Consider the following 17,051-nt stretch of genomic DNA (forward strand, 5'->3'; position numbering starts at 1 on the left):
TCAGCTCCGGCCGGCGTCGCGAGGCGCCAGCATGTCGAGAAAGAGGGTGGCGGCGAGCAGATCGGCCGCGCCGCCAGGCGATGCGTTCAGCGACAACAGTTCGCTCTCCAGCGCGTCGAGCGCGACGCGCCCAGCGTGTGTCGAACTGCCGCCGGCATCGAGCACGCGTTGCGCGCCGCGCTGGCCGGCGTGCAAACCGGCAAGGCCCGCGCGATGCAGCAGGCAGGTGTCGTCGAGCGTACTCATGATCGCGAGCAGTGCGTCGACGCGCGCGGCGTTTTCATCGACCCCGCGTGCGCGCGCCGCGTGCAATGCGGGCAGGCCGATGTCGAGCGCGTGCGGAAAGCCGTCCTGCGCTTCGCGCCGTGCGCCGCCGACCTGATAGCGTTGGCGCACGCGCTCGCCGTGACTATCGGTGGGCGCGGCGAAGCGGTCCGGAAAGCAGGCGATCCGCGCGGCCAGCGCGCATATGCGCGCGGCAGCGTTCGATATCCGCATCGACGCCGGAGCGCTTGCCGGCATGTCGATCGCGACACCCGCGACCAGCAAACCGATGATCCAGATTGCGCCGCGATGCGCGTTGCTGCCGCCGGTCGCGCGCATCATCTGCTGTTCGCCCGCGCGGCCGATCTGCGCGAGCTCGGTGCGCAGCAGCGCGGAGGGTTCGCCACGGCGGCGCGCGGCGCGTGCGAGCGCGGCGAAAGTCGGTTCGAGCGCATAGGCCGAGCGCCGCATCGTCGCGAGATCGAGGTCGCGGTGCGCGCCGCTGCCGCGCCGGTCGACCAGCGCAGGTTTGGGCGTGAGTTCGGCTTCATCGATCAGCGCGGCGACCGCGTCACGCGCAAGTTGCGCATCGTCGGCAAATGATGCGTCGGAACATTGCGCGTCGGCAAACGGCGTCGAGCAAACGTCACCGCAAGCAGCGCGCGCCGTCGACACCGGCGATACGCACGACGGCTCCAATCGTTCGAGCAGAGCAGCGGGCGCCATCGTCACCAGCTCCTGAAGCGCGCGGGCGGTGCGTACAGTCCGCCCGACCACGTGACCAGATCGTCGATGCTGCGCGCCGCGAGCAGCGAACGCTTGGCGTCGCCGCGCCGGATGCCGAGATCTTCCGGATACGCGACGATGCCGCGGCGGCGCAACTCGGCGGTTTTCTCCGGCTTCGCGCGCAGGCCGATCGGCGTGACACCGGCCACCGCGGCGATCGCCGCGCGCCGCTCGTCGATGCCTTCGGCGCGGTGCAGATGCGCAATGCCTTCTTCGGTGACCACATGGCTGACGTCGTCGCCGTAGATCATCACCGGCGCCACCGGCATGCCGCTTTTCGCGCCGACCGCGACCGCGTCGAGTTCATCGACGAAGGTCGGCTCACCGCCTTTCTTGTACGTCTCGGCCAGTTGCACGACGAGCTTCTGGCCGCGCGCGACGGGGCCGTCGCCCTTCAGCAGCTTCAACCACGCGGTGCTCGAATGGCGCCGGCCGCGCGGATCGTGGCCCATGTTCGGCGCGCCGCCGAAGCCGGCCAGCCGCCCGCGCGTCACCGTCGACGAATTCGCGTCGGCATCGATCTGCAGCGTCGAGCCGATGAACAGATCGACGCCGTATTGCCCGGCCAGCTGGCACAGCACGCGATTCGAACGCAGGCTGCCGTCGTTGCCGGTGAAGAACACGTCGGGGCGCGCCTCGATATACGCCTCCATGCCGACTTCGCTGCCGAAGCAATGGATGCTGTCGACCCAGCCCGACTCGATCGCCGGGATCATCGTCGGGTGCGGATTGAGCGTCCAGTTGCGGCAGATCTTGCCTTTGAGGCCGAGCGATTCGCCGTAGGTCGGCAGCAGCAGTTCGATCGCCGCGGTATCGAAGCCGATGCCGTGATTCAGCGCGGTCACACCGTATGGCTCGTAGATGCCGCGAATCACCATCATCGCGGTCAGCACCTGCAGATCGCCGATATGACGCGGATCGCGCGTGAACAGCGGCTCGACCGCGAACGGCCGGTCCGCCTGCACGACCACGTCGACCCACGAGCCGGGGATATCGACGCGCGGCAGTTCATCGACGATCTCGTTGACCTGCACGATCACGATGCCATGCCGGAACGCGGCGGCTTCGGCGATCGTCGGCGTGTCCTCGGTATTCGGGCCGGTGTACAGATTGCCGTGACGGTCGGCCTTTTCCGCGCACAGCAGCGCGACGTGCGGACACAGGTCGACGAACATCCGCGCGTACAGCTCGACGTATGTGTAGATCGCGCCGATCTCCAGCTGACCGTCTTCGAGCAGTTGCGCGACGCGCAGACTTTGCGGCCCGGCGAACGAGAAATCGACCTTGTGCGCGATGCCGCGTTCGAACAGCGTCAGATGCTCGGGGCGGCTGATGCTCGAAATCAGCAGATGGATGTCGTGCAGTTTTTGCGGATCGACCTTCGCGAGCGAGCGCGACAGGAAGTCCGCCTGCTTCTGGTTGTCGCCTTCGAGCGCGACACGGTCGCCAGGCTGGATCAGCGTTTCGAGCGCATCGACGACGCGGTGCGCGGGCAGCACGCCGTCTTCGAGCCACGGCGCAATGGCCGCGAGGCGGCGCCGCTTTTCATCGCGGCGGGTCGTCCATGAGCGGGCGGTGGTTGAGGAGGCAGCGTCGGCGGGTTGGTTCATCGGCTCGGTCAACTCCCGGTGGTGGCGCGCGGACGTCGGCCGCGCGGCTTCGGTTGATTCGCAAGCGCAGCTTCGGCTTGCGCGCGTTCGGTCAGAAAACGATGCAGCAATTCGCCGGTGCCGAGCAGATGCGCGACGACCAGCGCCTGTGCTTGCGCGATGTCGTGGCGCCGCACCGCGTCGAGCAACGCGGCGTGCTCGCTGTCGGACTCGCCCTTGTACGACGGCAAGCCGAACTTCAGACGCAGATAGCGTTCGCCGCGGCGGTGCAGCAGTCCGATCATGTCGTGCAGATGCGGTCGGCCGGCGGGCGCATACAGGCTCATGTGAAACGCTTCGTTGCGCGCGACGTAGAGCGAAGGGTCGGCTTCGCGCTCGGCGGCGCGGCACAGGTGGGTGGCTTCGCGCAGCGTCGCGTCGGTGTGATGCGGGATCGCGAGGCTCAATGCGAGGCTTTCGAGCGCCGAGCGGATCTCGTAGATTTCGCGCGCTTCGTCGGCGGACAGCGGCGCGACCGTCGCGCCTTTGTTGACCGCCGCGCAAGCCCAGCCCTCGCTTGTGAGCTGGCGCAGCGCCTCGCGCACCGGAATGGCGCTCACCGAGAAATGCCGCGCGATCGCGTCCTGACGCAGCGGCGCGCCAGGCGCGAGCGTGCCGTCGACGATCGCCGCGCGCAGCGCCTGCGCGATTACGTGCGAAGTGCTCTCGCGCGGTGGCGCCGCCGGCAGAAGCGGTCCTCTTGCGGTCGACTCCAGGGGAAAACCTTCAGTTGCGTCGCTCATGATTCCAAATATTATATATAAAAAGACGCGTTTTACAGCACGGGCAAACCCGGAAAAGAGGTAGCGCGCCAACTCCCGGAAAGCCCCCGCACGTGGTTCTCATCCCGAGAAGTATGAGGACATCGCTGATGAATCAACAAGCGCGCACCCGTCGTTTTCGTTACGTTCGTCAACTGCAGGCAGGAGGAGCACGATGAATACATTGACCGACCGCGGCGCTGCCGCAAGGCGGCGCACGCCGCTGAACCGTTCGCAGATCGCCGGGTTCTGGGGCGCATGGGCCGGCTGGACGCTCGACGGCATGGACTCGTTCATTTACGCGCTGGTGCTGACGCCCGCGCTGACCGAGCTGCTGCCGCGCTCGGGTTTCGCGGCGACGCCGTCGAACGTCGGGCTGGCCGGTTCGATTCTGTTCGCGCTGTTTCTGGTCGGCTGGGGGCTGTCGTTCATCTGGGGGCCGCTCGCCGATCGCTTCGGCCGCACCAAGGTGCTGGCCGCGACGATCTTCACGTTCGCGATTTTCACCGGACTCGCCGCGACGTCGACCAATGTGTGGCAGCTCGGTATCTATCGCTTCATTGCCGGGGTCGGCATCGGCGGCGAATGGGCGCTAGCCGGCACCTATGTGGCCGAGGCGTGGCCGGAGGATCGACGCAAGATGGGCGCCGGTTATCTGCAGACCGGCTATTACGCGGGCTTCTTTCTCGCCGCCGCGCTCAATTACACGATCGGCGTGCATTTCGGCTGGCGCGCGATGTTCCTGACCGGCGCGGTGCCGGTCGTGGTCGCGATTCTGATCCTGCTGCGTGTGAAGGAGCCGGAAAAGTGGCAGAAGGCCGAAGCGAACACCGCGCGCGTGAAACCGATGCGCGAAATTCTCGGGCCGGCGTACCGGCGCCGTACGTGGATCGCGTGCATTCTGCTGACGATTGCAATCATCGGCTTGTGGGCGGGCGCGGTGTACGAGCCGTCCGCGGTGATTCAACTGGCGGCGCGCGCCGGCATGTCGAAGGGCGATTCGATCCGCACTGCGTCGCTGGCCACCGGGCTGTTGTCGATCGGCACGATCCTCGGCTGTCTCGCGTTGCCGCCGCTGGCCGAGCGCATCGGCCGCAAGATGACGCTTGCGGTGTATTTCGCGGGCATGGCGGTGTCGATCGCGGCGAGTTTCGGCTGGGCGTTCTATCTGCCGAACGGGCTGGCACCGTTTATCGCGTGGCTGTTCGTGCTGGGCTTCTTCGGCGGCAATTTCGCGCTGTTCAGCCTGTGGCTGCCCGAGCAGTTCGAAACCCGCGTACGTGCGACGGCGTTTGCGTTCTGTACGTCGTTCGGGCGGTTCGTTGGCGCTGGCGTGAACTTCCTGCTGGGCGCGGCCGTGCTGCATATGCAGACGCTTGGCGTGCCGGTTGCGTTGACGGCGATCGTGTTCGTGCTCGGTCTGTTCGTGATTCCGTTCGCGCCGGAGACGAGGGGTGAGACGTTGCCGCAGTGAGAGGATTGCGCGGTGAAAGCCGCGCGTTGAACGCGGTGTCGGGCGGCGCGTATTTCACGTGACCTATTTCGCGTGACTACGTGTCCGCCCGCCCGGATGCAACAGCGATAGCAGCGGCCAGCCGAGATTGACGCCGAGACTCGCGGCGACGATCAGCACCATGCCCACGAGCTGCGACGGCGACAACGCGCGGCCGTACACCACGGCGTCCACCACGATCGCGGTCAGCGGATAGACGAACAGCAGCACCGCGATTACCGGCGTGGTCAGCTTCGGCAGCGCGCCGTAAATCAGCACATACGACAGCCCCGTGTGCAGCACGCCCATCCCGATCAGCCAGAACCATTGCATCGGGCCGATATGCGTCAGCGTCAGGGTTCCGGCGAACGGCGCAATCATCGGCAGGCACACGATGCCGACCGCGCATTGCATGAGTGTCAGCAGATGAGGCCGCAATTCGCCGAGGCTCTTCGCGATCAACGTGACGGCCGCGTAGAGCAATGAGCCGAACAGTGCCTCGCCGACGCCGATCAGATAGCTCGTGTGACCGTACAGATTGTTGCTGGCGGCGACGCCCGAAGCGAGCACGAGCCCGACGAACGCGGTCGCGATCCAGCCGAGCCGGTCCACTCCCAGCCGTTCGTTGAACAGCGCCGCGCCGATCAGCACGACCCAGAACGGCTGCACATGAAAGACGACGGTCGCGACCGCGATGCTGGTGCGATGAATCGCGTCGAAAAAACCGACCCACTGCGTGATCATCAGGATGCCGGAGATCAGCGCGAGCGCGACCGTACGGCGCGTGAACTGCGCGCGCGTGAAAAAGCCTTTCCACACGCAATACGCGGCTAGCGACAGAAAACCGAATACGCAGCGAAAGAACACCAGCGTCAGCGCATCGAGCCGCGCTTCCTCGACGAAAACGCCGAGCGTGCCCATCAGCAGTCCGCCGCTCGCTAGCGTGATCGCGCCTTGTTGACGGGGGGTGAGGGACATGCGCAACGACTCCGGAGAAATGATGTTCCCGAGTATTGCGCGGCTTGCGGGTCACTCACAAACGAATTAAATTGAGAAATTCCATAAGCCGGATTGATAAATCGTGAACCCTGAATTCGACATCGACCTGTTGCGCAGCTTCGTCGCGGTCGTCGACGCGGGCAGCTTCACGAAGGCGGCGGCGAACGTGCATCGTTCGCAGGCGGCGGTCAGCATGCAGATCAAGCGGCTCGAAGCGATGCTCGGCACCACGCTGTTCGCGCGCAATACACGCAGCCTCGCGCTGACGCGGCCCGGCAATACGCTGCTCGAATACGCGCGGCGCTCGCTGGCACTGCAGGAAGAGGCATGGTCGGCGATCGTGCGGCCCGAGGTCAGCGGGCGCGTGGTGCTCGGCGCGCCGGACGACTACGTGTCGTCGCTGCTGTCGCCGGTGCTGCGGCGTTTCGCGACGCTCTATCCGCGCGTTGAAATCGAGATCGTCTGCGCGCAGAGCACGGCGCTCGCGCCGATGCTCGCGGACAACAAGATCGACCTCGCGTTCGTCACGCGCGACCGCAAGCTGCGCGGCGAATTCGTGCGCAGCGAGCCGATGGTGTGGGTGGGCGCATCGGTCGATACGCCGGTGCTCGCGGTATCGCCATTGCCGGTGGGACTGTACGAGCCGGGCTGCCTCGCGCGGCAGCATACGCTTGTCGCGCTCGACGCCGCGCGCATCCGCTATCGTGCGGCATTCAGCAGCGCGAGCCTGATGGGGCTCGTCGCGACCGTCGATGCGGGTTTATCGGTGATTGCGCTGACACGTTGCAGCGTGCCGTCGCGGCTGGCGATTCTCGGCGAGGCACAGGGCCTGCCGAAGATCGCGCCGCTCGACATCGTGGTCGCGCGCAGTGCGAAATCTGATCGGCCGACTTGCGATTATCTGGCGCAGCAGATGGTGCAGGATCTGTCGATGCGCGCGAACGGCAGGAGCGTGGGTGCAGCGTGACGAAGCGCGCTGAGGCGTGCTGAGGCGCGCCACGCGAAGCATCCCGGTCACGCGCGCAAATAGGCGGTCACGTCGCCATCCACCGCGATTTTCACGCGGTCGCCCGCGCGCGGACACAAGTATCCCGGCACGCGCGCGCGCACCATCGTGCGCGCCGCGGATTGCAATTGCAGCGCGACGCTCGCGTCCTGCCCCTGGAAGATCACATCGGTCACGAGCGCATCATGCGCGCTGCCGTTTTGCGTGCTCTCGCCGGCGCGCAGCAAACGGATCTGCTCGGGGCGCAGCATCACGTCGACCGCACCGTTGCCGGGCGCGTCGGCCAACGTCAACTCGCCCAGCTCGCAACTCACGCGACCCTGCCGCGCGTCGCCCGGCAACAACACCGCCTCGCCGACGAACGACGCGAGCTCGCGTGTCACCGGTCGGCGATACAGCGCCTCGGGCGTCGCGGTCTGGATCAACTGTCCGTTCCATAGCACCGCGACCTCGTGTCCGAGCGACAACGCCTCGGCCTGATCGTGCGTGACCAGCACCGCGGTCGCGCCGGCTACGGCGAGCGCACTCGTCACAGCCTGACGGGTTTCGACGCGCAACGCCGCATCGAGCGAAGAAAACGGTTCGTCGAGCATCACCAGCGTCGGCGCCGGAGCGAGTGCGCGCGCGAGTGCGACACGCTGCTGCTGGCCGCCCGATAGTTGCTGCGGCGCACGCTCGCCGAAATGCACGGGCAGGCCGACCAGTTCGAGCAATTCGGCGACGCGATGGCGCGCGCGGCGCTGCGTGCGCGGCAAGCCGAACACGATGTTCTCCGCGACCGATAAATGCGGAAACAGCGCGCCTTCCTGTGGCACATAGCCGATATGGCGCTGTTCCGACGGCACGTGCAGGTTGTCGCCGGCCACGCGCCGGCCATCGATTTCGACGCTGCCGCCATCCGCGCGCTCGAAGCCGCACAGCAGACGCAACAGCGTGGTCTTGCCGCTGCCGGACGGACCCAGCAGCGCGAGCAGCGTGCCGCGCTCGACCGACAGATCGATGCCGTGCAGCACCGGATGACCGTCGAACGATTTCCGCAGTCCGCGGATACGAAGTTCGCTCATGAATATCCGCTAGTAAAAAACAGTCGATTCAACCGCGGTCGCCGAGCAGCGCCGAGCGGCCGAACAGCATGAACAGCAGGCCCGACGCACACAGCGAAATGCCGGTGAGCAGCGCCGCATACGGCGCGGCGGCCGCGAACGCCATCGTCGACGTATCGGCCCACACCTGGGTCGCGAGTGTTTGCGTATCGAGCGGCGATAGCAGCAGTGTCGCGTTCAATTCGGTGACGACCGAGATGAACACCATCGCCGCGGCCGCGCCGAGCCCGGGGCCGGCGAGCGGCAGCACCACCCGCACGAGCGTTTGCGTCCAGTTCAGCCCGAGCGCGCGCGCGGTTTCTTCGAGGCGCGGCTGCGCCTGCATCAACGCGGCGCGCACGCTGACGAGTGCAAGCGGCATGAACAGGATCGCGTATGCGATGACCAGCAGCGTCGCGCTTTGATAGAGCGGCTGCAGCGCATGCACCGCGAGCGACACGATCGCCAGCGCAATCACGAGTCCCGGCACACCCTGCGCGAGAAACACGCTGCGTTCGAACAGCGTCGCGAAGCGCGTCGGATAACGCACCAGCAAGAACGCGAGCGGCACCACCAGCAGCGTGGTCAGCAACGCGGCGGCGAGGCCGAAGCCGAGCGACGACAGGGTTGCGTTCAGCAGCAGTTCGGGCGATACGTCGGCGGGCGTCACCGCGGCGGCGCCCGGTTGCGTGAGCCAGAAGCCGATCATGCCGAGCGGCACGCCGAGCGTCGCGAGCGTGAGTAGCGCAAAGCCCGCGACGACGATCCAGCGCCATACGCCGAGTTCGTAGCGCAGCACCGCGCGGCGAGTGCCGCGATCGACGCGCTCATAGCGCGCCGCGCCGCGCACGCGAAACTCGAATGCGAGCACGACGAGGCAGATCGCGATCAGCAGACAGGCCAGCAGCGATGCGCCGCCGCCATCGAAACTGGTGCGGAATTCCGCGTAGATCTGCGTGGTGAACGTGCGATAGCGCAACAGCGTGAAGGCACCGAACTCGGACAGCACGCCGAGCGCGACCAGCAGCATGCCGCCGAGCAGCGCCGGCCGCAGTTGCGGCAGCACGACGCGCACGAAGCTGCTCCAGCGATTGCAGCCGAGTGCGCGCGCGCTTTCTTCGAGCGCGGGGTCCATGCCGCGCAGCGCGGCGGCAACCGGCAGATAGACGAGCGGAAAATACGCGCAGGTGAGCACCAGCAAGGCGCCGTTGAAGTCCTGCAGATCCTCGCTCAACGACACCCATGCATAGCTCGAAATGAAAGCCGGCATCGCGAGCGGCGCGGCGCACAGCACGGCCCATGCGCGGCGCCCGGGCAGATTCGTGCGCTCGACGAACCACGCAGCGGCGGTGCCGATCACCGCGCACACGAGCGTGGTCGCAACGGTAATCAGCACCGTATTGACGAGCAGTTCGCCGACGAGCGGACGCCAGATCAGATCGAGCGCGTCGCCGACGCCGAAGCTCGCGGCGCGCCAGAACGTGAACGCGATCGGCAGCAGCACCAGCAACGCGCTGAGTGCCGCCGCCGCGAACAGACCGCGCGGCGCGCGCTTACGAGCGCGCGCCGGGGCGAGGGAGACAGCCGGCGAACCGGCTGACAGAGCGTCGCTCATTTACAGCAGACCGGCCTGACGCAGCAGCTTGCCGGCCTGGCTGTCGTCGCCGAGTTGCTGGATCGTCAGCGCGGGCGGGCTCAGTTCGGCGAGCGGCTTGAGCGCCGGGTCCGGCGCGACGCCCGCGTGCAGCGGATATTCGAACATCACGTGGCTATTGGCCATCAGTTGCTGCGCACGTTCGCTGACCAGATAGGCGAGAAATTTCTGCGCGCCGTCCGGGTTGTGCGCTGTCTTCAGCACGCCCGCGCCCGACACGTTGACGAGCGCGCCCGCGTCGCCGTTGCCGAAGTGATAGATCGCGCTGCGCGTTTTCGCGTCGCCGATTTCCGCGTGCAGACGCGACCAGTAGTAGTTGTTGATCAGACCGGTCGCGACCGCGCCGCGATTGACCGCGGCCACCACGCCTTCGTCGTCGTCGAAGATCTGCGAGTTGGTCTTCAGGCCTTTGAGCCATGCGAGCGTTTGTTCCTCGCCCTTCAGCGCGAGCACCGCGCTCACGAGCGGCAGGAAGTCGCCGTCGCTCGGTGCGATGCCGACCTTGCCTTTCCATTCCGGCTTCGCGAGATCGAACAGCGATGTCGGCAATTGCGACGCCTGCAGTTTCGCGGTGTTGTACGCGAGCACGTTCTCACGCGCGGTCACCGCGACCCACACGCCGGTCGGCGAGTTGAAACGCGCCGGCACCGCGGCGAGCGTCGCCGCGTCGACCTTCGTGAGCAGGCCTTTTTCTTCCAGCAGCATCAGCTCCGGCGAGTTCTCCGTGAAGTACACGTCGGCGGGCGACGCCGCGCCTTCCGCGACGATCTGCGCGGCGAGCGCCGGGCCTTCGCCGTTGCGGATTTTCACCGAGATGCCCGACTCTTTTTCGAAGTCTTTCGCGAGCAGATTGACGACCTGCTCGTGCTGCGCGTTGTACAGCGTGATCGACGCCGCATGGGCCGCCGACGGCATCGTCGCGAGCGCGGTGAACGTGAGCGCGGCTACGCCGCCGAGCGCGCGCAGGCGGGTGGCAAACCAGGAATAAGCCATGTTGCTGAAGTCCGTAGTGTTGGTGTTGGTTGAGCCGGGCGCGGCACGCCCGGCGTGCTTCATTGCTTCGTCACGCTTCGAACAGCCCCGCGCCGACATACGAACCCGGCTTCGCGCCCGGCGGCACCACGAAGATCGCGCTGCCGACGTGCGTCGTGAACTGGTTCATCATGTCGAACTTCGCGAGGCGGTTATTGATCGGGATAAAGCCGGTACGCGGGTCGCTCTGGTGCGCGATGAAAATCAGCCCCGCGTCGTACTCGGTTTCCTGGCGCCACGGCGGCCAGCGCTCGATATAGAAGTTCGTGCCTTCGTTGTACGAATACGAGCGGCGCAGAATCTGCGCGCCGTCGTTGGTCGCCTGATTCGACAGCCGCACGTGCGAGTTCTCCGCGATCACCGGATTGCCGTCCTTGTCTTCCGCTTTCAGATCGACCGGATCGAACTCGTTCTTGCCGCCGATCGGCGCGCCGCTGTACTTGTGACGGCCGAACACCTGTTCCTGAAAACCAAGCTCGGTGTTGTCCCAGTGTTCGAGCGTGATGCGGATGCGGCGCACGACCGTATAAGTGCCGCCTTCCATCCACGGCGCGTCGTCGCTCGCGCGTGCCCAGACGAACTGGTTCATCAGCGCCGGCTTCGCAATCGACGGATTGTTGGTGCCGTCCTTGAAGCCCATCAGATTGCGCGGCGTCTGGCCGCGCGGACCGGACAGGAACCCGGCCTGGCCCCAGCGCATCGTCGCGACGCCGTACGCGCGGCGCGACAGTTGCCGCACCGCGTGAAACGCAACCTGCGCGTCGTTCGCGCAGGCCTGGATAAAGAGGTCGCCGCCGGTCTTCTCCTTGATCAGCTGATCGCCGTTGAAGCGCGGCAGATCGACGAGCGCGGCGGGGCGGCGCGATTCGAGTCCGTAGCGGTCCTTGCCGTCTTTCGTGAACAGGCCGGGGCCGAAGCCGAACGTGATCGTCAGGCCATTGGGCCCAAGCCCGAGCACGTCGCCGGAATCGGGCGCGGCCTGGTTGTCGCCGGCATCGCCCGCCGGCAACGCGGCGGCCGTGCCGCCTTGCGTCAGACGCGCGGCCGCTTCGGTCCAGGTGCGCAACAGCGCGATCACGTCGTCGCGCTTGTCGGTGGTCAGATCGAGCGCGGCAACATAGGTATGGCTCTGCTGCGGCGTGACGATGCCGGCTTGATGCGCGCCGTAAAACGGCTCGACCGCGAGTTGCGGATCGGCGACTGGCGCACTATGAGCGGGCGCTTTCGCGAGCGCGGCCTGCGATGTCGCGAGGCCGGCCGCCACCGCCGCGCCGCCCGCTTTCAGAAAGCCGCGTCGCGATGGCCGTGGGGGTTGATCGTTGTTCATGGTCACTTCACCTTCATGATTCGCCAGCTTATTTCGCGAGCACCAGCGTATTCACGTCGTCTTCGACGTAGTAAAAGCCGTCGCCTTCCGGCGTCATCGCGATACCGAACAGGTCGCCGTTGCCGGGTGGCGATTGCGCTTTGTCGGTATCGATCCAGCGTGCGTACAACTGCTTGCCGGTCGCCGGATCGATCTCGACGACCTGGCCGTTCAGCGCGTTGGTGACGAGCAGGTGGCCGTTCGGCGCGGTCACCATCGCAAGCGGACGATGCAGCAGGCCGTCGGCGGTCAACTGGCGGCCGACGCCCGCGCTGGTGTCGCGCGTGAGCGGATCGTCGATCGCGGTGATGCGGTTGCCGATCGCGTCGGACACGTACAGCAGCTTCTGATCGCCCGACAGCGCGAGGCCGGTCGGCCCGACGAGGAACACGCCCCTGTCGGCCTGCGCGCCGAAGCCGCTGCCGATCACGGTTTCCTTCTTCACGACGGGCGGCTTGCCTTCCGGCACGTCGAGGTCGAGACGCAGCACGGTGGCCTGCTTGAACACCGGCGGCGTGCCGTCCGCGCCGCCGACGCCGAAGCCCGCGTTGCTGACGAACAGCGTCGCGCTCGTGCCGTTGTCGACGACCGCCATGTTGCCCCACGGGTCGTTGATGTTCGGCGTCGAGATCGTCGAGGCGATCTTGCCCTGCGGATCGATCACGATCAGACAGCCGGCGCCCTTGGTGCCGGTCGTGCCGTCATTGCTCGGCGTGCTGCCGACGATCACCCAGCCCGACTTGAGCATCGTCATCGCAGTCGATAGGCCGATGCCGCCCGGGCATTCCTTCAGATCGCGCGGCACCGTCGCGAACACGGTCATCTGCTTCGTGTCCGGGTGATAGTTGACGATCGTGCTGCCGGTGCCCTGCAGATTGGTCGAGTTGTTGAAGTTGTCGATCAGCACGTCGCCTTGCTTGATCGTGCCCGCGCTGACCGGCGCGACCACGAGCGCGTACGGATTCTGATCGCCGTTGTCGGGCACGGTGTTGATCAGCGTCGTGTGATGCTTGATGGTCTCGAGGAAGCCTTGTGGCTCGGCATGGGCGCCGACGGCTGTCGCGAGGACGGCGGCGCCTGCCGTCATGGCCAGCAGGGTGCGCGCGGCGCGCGGCCAGAGCATGCGCGTGAGGTGGTTCACGATTGGGCCTCCGTGCGGGTGCACAAAGCGATAGGGGCGGTGGGGATCGAAGGCATGGGAAGCGCGGGTCCGGGGGAGCGTGTGGTTGCGTGTGATTGCATGTGGTTGCGCGTGGTGTCGTAGCGGCTGCCGTACGCGGTATCAGAAATTGATCATGGTCCGTACGCCGACGACGAACGTATTGCGCAGCGGCTGCGTCGGGTCGTTCGGGTTCTGGCCGGCGCCGGCATTGAACGTGTATTGCGCATCGGCTTGCAGTTGCCACCACGGATTGACCTGATACTGATAGGTCGCTTCGAGCGTGGTTTCGCTGGTGCGCACGCCGTACGGCGGGCCGTTGAAGGCGAGGAAGTCCTGGTCGAGCCCGTTCACGTGACTGCCGACCTTGATGTACGTCAGCGCGAGGCCCGCGCTGTCGTTGTCGCGGCCCTTGAACGGCGCCTTCAGCACGACGCCGAGGTTGGCCGCGACCTGCACCAGATTGCGGTCGCCCGGCGCGCCCATCACGCGCGCGAATACGCCGAGGCTGCGCGGCTCGTCCGGGTCCGGACGCCAGATCATCTGGTCGGCGACCGCGTAAATGCTGTAGTTGCCGCTGTGATTCGCGGGGATACCGTTCGACGCCGGATTCGCGAGCGACAGACCCAGCGTGTCGTAGCGCTGATCCGGGAACTTGTTGGTGTTGTACCAGACGCCAATCTTGTAGGTGCCCGGCAGACCGGTGTTGCCCATGCCGACCATTTCGCCGTCGGCCGGCTGATTGATCGCGTACTGCAACTCGCCGATCCACAACGCGCCGTTGTGCAGGTTGAAGTTGGTCCCGCTCATGTTGTCGGGATTGTTGCCGAGCGGATCGCCCGAATACACGCCGGCAAGCGCGGTCAGCGACGGCGTGATCTGGCCGCGCACCCGCACGCCGAGCGCCGACAGCGGATACGCGGGGCCGCCCGACGGCATGTCGTATGACGGCAGCGCGGGCCAGCCGAACATCGTGTTGAGAAACAGCGCCGAGTACGAACTGGTGATGAATTCCTGGTCGATACTCTGCTGACCGACCTTGATGTCGATCCGCTTGTTCAGGAACGACTGCTGATACCACAGCTCCCACAGACGCGTCGCATCATCGGCTTCGATGCCGCTTGCCGTATTCAGCGTGCCGAGTTTGTTCGCGCTCAGATTGGCGCCGTGAATCTGCAACGCGCTGACATTGAAGAGGCCGCCTTGCAGGCCGAACGCCTTTTGCGTATCCATCTGCACGGTGGCGGTCGTAAGGCCGTCGTAGTCCGCGCCGCGCGCGAGACCGCCGCGCAGATTCGCGAGCACCTCGCTGGTCTCGGTCAGCGTGAAGGTCACGCCATATTTGCCGAGCCACGGACGCAGGCCGCCCATGTCGCCGAGCATCTGCTGACGATTCCAGAAACCGGTCCACTGGTTGGTCTGGGTCGCCTGGATTTTCAGGTCTGCTTCGGGCGCTTCCGGGGTCGCATCGGGATTGGCTTCGGCCATCGCCGCGCTGGCGGCCAGCGAAGCACACGCGAACGCGGTGCAGAGCGCGACGCGCCGCATCGAAGGCAAACGCGTACGATGAATTGCGCCGACGCGCGCCGGGAGGTCACGCAAAGCGCGTGCGCGTTGTCCATTGAGTTGGGCGAACTTCATCGAGATCCTTTTTAGTGTTGTTTCGACTGATCTAAGCCATGGTGCGACTGGCTGACGCGAATTCGCGTACTTCTCTGAACCCAAGCAGTAGATGCGGTGATCGTACTCATCGCTACTAGCAGAGTCAACACAAATGAGAACGATTCTCAACAATATTACTGACATATAAACCTACGATTTACGGATTGCTGGGAAAACGTACTAGCCGGTAACCGGTCGTTAATGTCGATGTAATTGAAGCGTATTGCTGTGGTTATACAGAACGTGTACCGAGGCGACTTGTCGAAGCGCACGATTAACCCGTAAGCCAGATAAGGAGATGGAAATGAATCGACGCATTCTTCTGATTTCGCTGCTGACGAGCGCGGGTCTGTGGCTGGGCGGCGCGGCGCACGCGCAGTTGAACCTGAAGCAGTTCGGTGTCGGCGGCGGCGACAGTTCGGCCGGAGGCGGCGCGGCCGGCGCGCTGGGTAATGCGCTGGGCGGCAATACAGCAAGCACTTCATCGGGGGGCGTGTCGCAGTTGCTGCAGAGTTACGTGGGCGCGAACCAGCAGGTGCTGAGCGGGCAGTCGAGCCTCGCGTCGGCGATGGGCATGACGAGCGCGGCCGGTCAGGCGCAGCAGGCTGCGGGGCTGCTGAGCGGCGGTACGCCGTCGGTGAGTCAGTTGACGCAGGTGGGCAGCACGCAGCAGTCGCTGTCGCAGAAGCTGACCGATGCGTTCGCGAGTCACGCGAGCGGCGGCGCGTCGTCGACACCGGTCGACAAGCAGGCGTTCACCGACGGACTGTCGTCGCTCGGCAAGGGCGTGAGCCAGTATTCGAGCCTCAAATCAGGGCTCGGCAGCATCGGTCAGATGAGTCCGACCGCGCTGCTGCAATCCGGTGTGAATCCGCAGACCGCGCAAAGCGCGTCGTATATCGCGCAGTCGGCGCCGGGGCAGTTGCAGTCGCTGATGTCGACGCTCAGTTCGGCGGTGCAGTTCGCGTCGAGCCATGGGATTACGGTGCCGTCGATCGCGACGTCGGCGTTGCAGGGGATGTAGGCGGGCGCGTGCCTGTCGTGCGGCGTGCGGAGCTGATCAACACATCGACGTATGCGGCTAGCGGGCACCGCGCGCGGCTACGGAAATACACTGCTTCACGGCGTGGCCACGCTGTGTCGCGCACACGCCAAAAGCAGCTATGATCGTTGCGCCCGGCGTACCGGCTGGCGCGCGTGACGCGCGCCAGCGCTAGCGTCGCCGGCCGTCTGGCCGCGCACGCCGCATACGCAAACCAACTGGAACCTCGCCGATGTCAGACACCGTGAATCTGGACCGCTATTTCGCCCGCATCGGCTACACCGGCCCGCGTACGGCCACACTGGACGTGCTGCGGGCGATTCACCGGCTGCATCCCGCGGCCATCCCGTTCGAGAATCTGAATCCGCTGACGCGCCGACCGGTCAGGCTCGATCTCGAATCGCTGCAACGCAAGCTCGTCAGCGAACAGCGCGGCGGCTACTGCTTCGAACACAACACGCTGTTCGCAAACGTGCTGATGCAACTCGGCTTCAAAATCACGCCGATGCTCGGGCGCGTGCTGTGGGGCCGCGAACGCGGCGCGATCACACCGCGCACGCATATGGTGCTGCGTATCGATATCGACGGCGATGCGTGGATCGCCGATGTCGGCTTCGGCAGCGTGACGCTGACCGCGCCGCTGCGTCTGATTCCAGCGCTCGCGCAGCCGCTTCCGCTCGGCACGTTTCGTCTCGCCGAGGCCGGGCACGACATGCTGTATCTCGAAGTGCAGGTGCCGGGCGAAAGCTGGGCGCCGGTCTATCGCATCGATCTGCGCCCGGTCGAATGGATCGATTACGAGACGTCGAACTGGTACACATCGGCGTCGCCGGATTCGATGTTCACGCATAGCCTGATCGTGTGCCGCGTATTTCCTGGCGTGTGCGTCACGCTGTTCAACGATCAGTTGAACGAGCGCGATGGTGCCGGGCAACTGGTCGCCGAGCGGCGCATCGAGAGTGCCGCCGAACTCGCGGACTGTCTGCGCGAGCGCTTCGGTTTGAAACTCGACGGCATCGATATCGCCGACGTATTCGAGCGCGTGCGCACGCGTGACGAGACCGCGTAACCGACGCGCGAGTGGCCACATAACAGAA

At 65.9% G+C, this 17,051-nt stretch carries 14 protein-coding genes; 4 read left to right on the forward strand and 10 right to left on the reverse strand.

All coding sequences use genetic code 11. The features are described from left to right. The 3 genes from L0U82_RS23895 to L0U82_RS23905 are packed head-to-tail and all read right to left on the reverse strand — an operon-like array spanning nucleotide 1 to nucleotide 3,442. Complete coding sequence (locus tag L0U82_RS23895) at nucleotides 1-990, reverse strand: triphosphoribosyl-dephospho-CoA synthase (RefSeq protein ID WP_233835123.1); 990 nt, start codon at nucleotides 988-990, stop codon at nucleotides 1-3. A 2-nt stretch (nucleotides 991-992) separates the two neighbouring features. Beyond that, entirely contained in the window at nucleotides 993-2,660 is a 1,668-nt protein-coding gene (gene mdcA / locus L0U82_RS23900) for a malonate decarboxylase subunit alpha (RefSeq protein WP_233835125.1), read from the reverse strand. An 8-nt stretch (nucleotides 2,661-2,668) separates the two neighbouring features. Further along, nucleotides 2,669-3,442, reverse strand: coding sequence for a GntR family transcriptional regulator (locus tag L0U82_RS23905; protein ID WP_233835127.1), 774 nt, complete (start codon nucleotides 3,440-3,442; stop codon nucleotides 2,669-2,671). Between the two features lie 193 nt (nucleotides 3,443-3,635). On the opposite strand from L0U82_RS23905, the gene L0U82_RS23910 reads away from it, so the two are divergent. Beyond that, nucleotides 3,636-4,934, forward strand: coding sequence for an MFS transporter (locus L0U82_RS23910; RefSeq protein ID WP_233835129.1), 1,299 nt, complete (start codon nucleotides 3,636-3,638; stop codon nucleotides 4,932-4,934). A gap of 63 nt (nucleotides 4,935-4,997) precedes the next feature. Here L0U82_RS23910 and L0U82_RS23915 read toward each other — a convergent pair whose 3' ends face one another. After that, a complete protein-coding gene (locus L0U82_RS23915) occupies nucleotides 4,998-5,930 on the reverse strand; it encodes a DMT family transporter (RefSeq protein ID WP_233835131.1) in 933 nt (310 codons plus the stop codon). Between the two features lie 103 nt (nucleotides 5,931-6,033). Between L0U82_RS23915 and L0U82_RS23920 the strand changes: the two genes are divergently transcribed. After that, on the forward strand, nucleotides 6,034-6,918 hold the full coding sequence (locus L0U82_RS23920) for a LysR family transcriptional regulator (RefSeq protein WP_233835133.1): 885 nt from the start codon (nucleotides 6,034-6,036) through the stop codon (nucleotides 6,916-6,918). A gap of 47 nt (nucleotides 6,919-6,965) precedes the next feature. On the opposite strand, the gene L0U82_RS23925 is transcribed toward L0U82_RS23920, so the two are convergent. The 6 genes from L0U82_RS23925 to L0U82_RS23950 form a co-directional block, all read right to left on the reverse strand. Beyond that, entirely contained in the window at nucleotides 6,966-8,021 is a 1,056-nt protein-coding gene (locus tag L0U82_RS23925) for an ABC transporter ATP-binding protein (RefSeq protein ID WP_233835135.1), read from the reverse strand. Nucleotides 8,022-8,049: 28 nt separating this feature from the next. After that, nucleotides 8,050-9,654, reverse strand: a complete 1,605-nt coding sequence (locus tag L0U82_RS23930) for an ABC transporter permease (RefSeq protein WP_233835137.1) — start codon at nucleotides 9,652-9,654, stop codon at nucleotides 8,050-8,052. Further along, nucleotides 9,655-10,686, reverse strand: a complete 1,032-nt coding sequence (locus tag L0U82_RS23935) for an iron ABC transporter substrate-binding protein (protein WP_233835139.1) — start codon at nucleotides 10,684-10,686, stop codon at nucleotides 9,655-9,657. It abuts the gene before it with no gap. Between the two features lie 70 nt (nucleotides 10,687-10,756). Then, nucleotides 10,757-12,052: an iron uptake transporter deferrochelatase/peroxidase subunit gene (gene efeB / locus L0U82_RS23940; RefSeq protein WP_233835141.1), complete on the reverse strand. Its 1,296-nt coding sequence runs from the start codon at nucleotides 12,050-12,052 to the stop codon at nucleotides 10,757-10,759. Nucleotides 12,053-12,080: 28 nt separating this feature from the next. Beyond that, a complete protein-coding gene (locus L0U82_RS23945) occupies nucleotides 12,081-13,178 on the reverse strand; it encodes a hypothetical protein (protein ID WP_233837471.1) in 1,098 nt (365 codons plus the stop codon). 195 nt (nucleotides 13,179-13,373) lie between these two features. Beyond that, on the reverse strand, nucleotides 13,374-14,891 hold the full coding sequence (locus L0U82_RS23950) for a carbohydrate porin (RefSeq protein ID WP_233835143.1): 1,518 nt from the start codon (nucleotides 14,889-14,891) through the stop codon (nucleotides 13,374-13,376). Nucleotides 14,892-15,216: 325 nt separating this feature from the next. On the opposite strand from L0U82_RS23950, the gene L0U82_RS23955 reads away from it, so the two are divergent. Together L0U82_RS23955 and L0U82_RS23960 are read left to right on the forward strand one after the other, a co-directional pair. Beyond that, nucleotides 15,217-15,936 (forward strand): hypothetical protein, encoded by a 720-nt coding sequence (locus L0U82_RS23955; protein WP_233835145.1) that lies wholly within the window; start codon nucleotides 15,217-15,219, stop codon nucleotides 15,934-15,936. Nucleotides 15,937-16,186: 250 nt separating this feature from the next. Beyond that, nucleotides 16,187-17,023, forward strand: a complete 837-nt coding sequence (locus tag L0U82_RS23960) for an arylamine N-acetyltransferase family protein (protein ID WP_233835147.1) — start codon at nucleotides 16,187-16,189, stop codon at nucleotides 17,021-17,023. The last annotated feature ends 28 nt before the right edge of the window (nucleotides 17,024-17,051 follow it).

It is taken from the genome of Paraburkholderia sp. ZP32-5 (genome assembly GCF_021390495.1).
In the GTDB taxonomy this organism is placed as follows: Bacteria; Pseudomonadota; Gammaproteobacteria; order Burkholderiales; family Burkholderiaceae; genus Paraburkholderia.

Bases quoted from the DNA above. Each gene is read 5' to 3' on its own strand.
- L0U82_RS23935 (WP_233835139.1), bottom strand. From the start codon at position 10,686: ATGGCTTATTCCTGGTTTGCCACCCGCCTGCGCGCGCTCGGCGGCGTA.
- L0U82_RS23950 (WP_233835143.1), bottom strand. From the start codon at position 14,891: ATGAAGTTCGCCCAACTCAATGGACAACGCGCACGCGCTTTGCGTGAC.
- L0U82_RS23905 (WP_233835127.1), bottom strand. From the start codon at position 3,442: ATGAGCGACGCAACTGAAGGTTTTCCCCTGGAGTCGACCGCAAGAGGA.
- L0U82_RS23955 (WP_233835145.1), top strand. From the start codon at position 15,217: ATGAATCGACGCATTCTTCTGATTTCGCTGCTGACGAGCGCGGGTCTG.
- L0U82_RS23915 (WP_233835131.1), bottom strand. From the start codon at position 5,930: ATGTCCCTCACCCCCCGTCAACAAGGCGCGATCACGCTAGCGAGCGGC.
- efeB (WP_233835141.1), bottom strand. From the start codon at position 12,052: ATGAACAACGATCAACCCCCACGGCCATCGCGACGCGGCTTTCTGAAA.
- L0U82_RS23960 (WP_233835147.1), top strand. From the start codon at position 16,187: ATGTCAGACACCGTGAATCTGGACCGCTATTTCGCCCGCATCGGCTAC.
- L0U82_RS23895 (WP_233835123.1), bottom strand. From the start codon at position 990: ATGGCGCCCGCTGCTCTGCTCGAACGATTGGAGCCGTCGTGCGTATCG.
- L0U82_RS23930 (WP_233835137.1), bottom strand. From the start codon at position 9,654: ATGAGCGACGCTCTGTCAGCCGGTTCGCCGGCTGTCTCCCTCGCCCCG.
- L0U82_RS23910 (WP_233835129.1), top strand. From the start codon at position 3,636: ATGAATACATTGACCGACCGCGGCGCTGCCGCAAGGCGGCGCACGCCG.
- mdcA (WP_233835125.1), bottom strand. From the start codon at position 2,660: ATGAACCAACCCGCCGACGCTGCCTCCTCAACCACCGCCCGCTCATGG.
- L0U82_RS23945 (WP_233837471.1), bottom strand. From the start codon at position 13,178: ATGACGGCAGGCGCCGCCGTCCTCGCGACAGCCGTCGGCGCCCATGCC.
- L0U82_RS23925 (WP_233835135.1), bottom strand. From the start codon at position 8,021: ATGAGCGAACTTCGTATCCGCGGACTGCGGAAATCGTTCGACGGTCAT.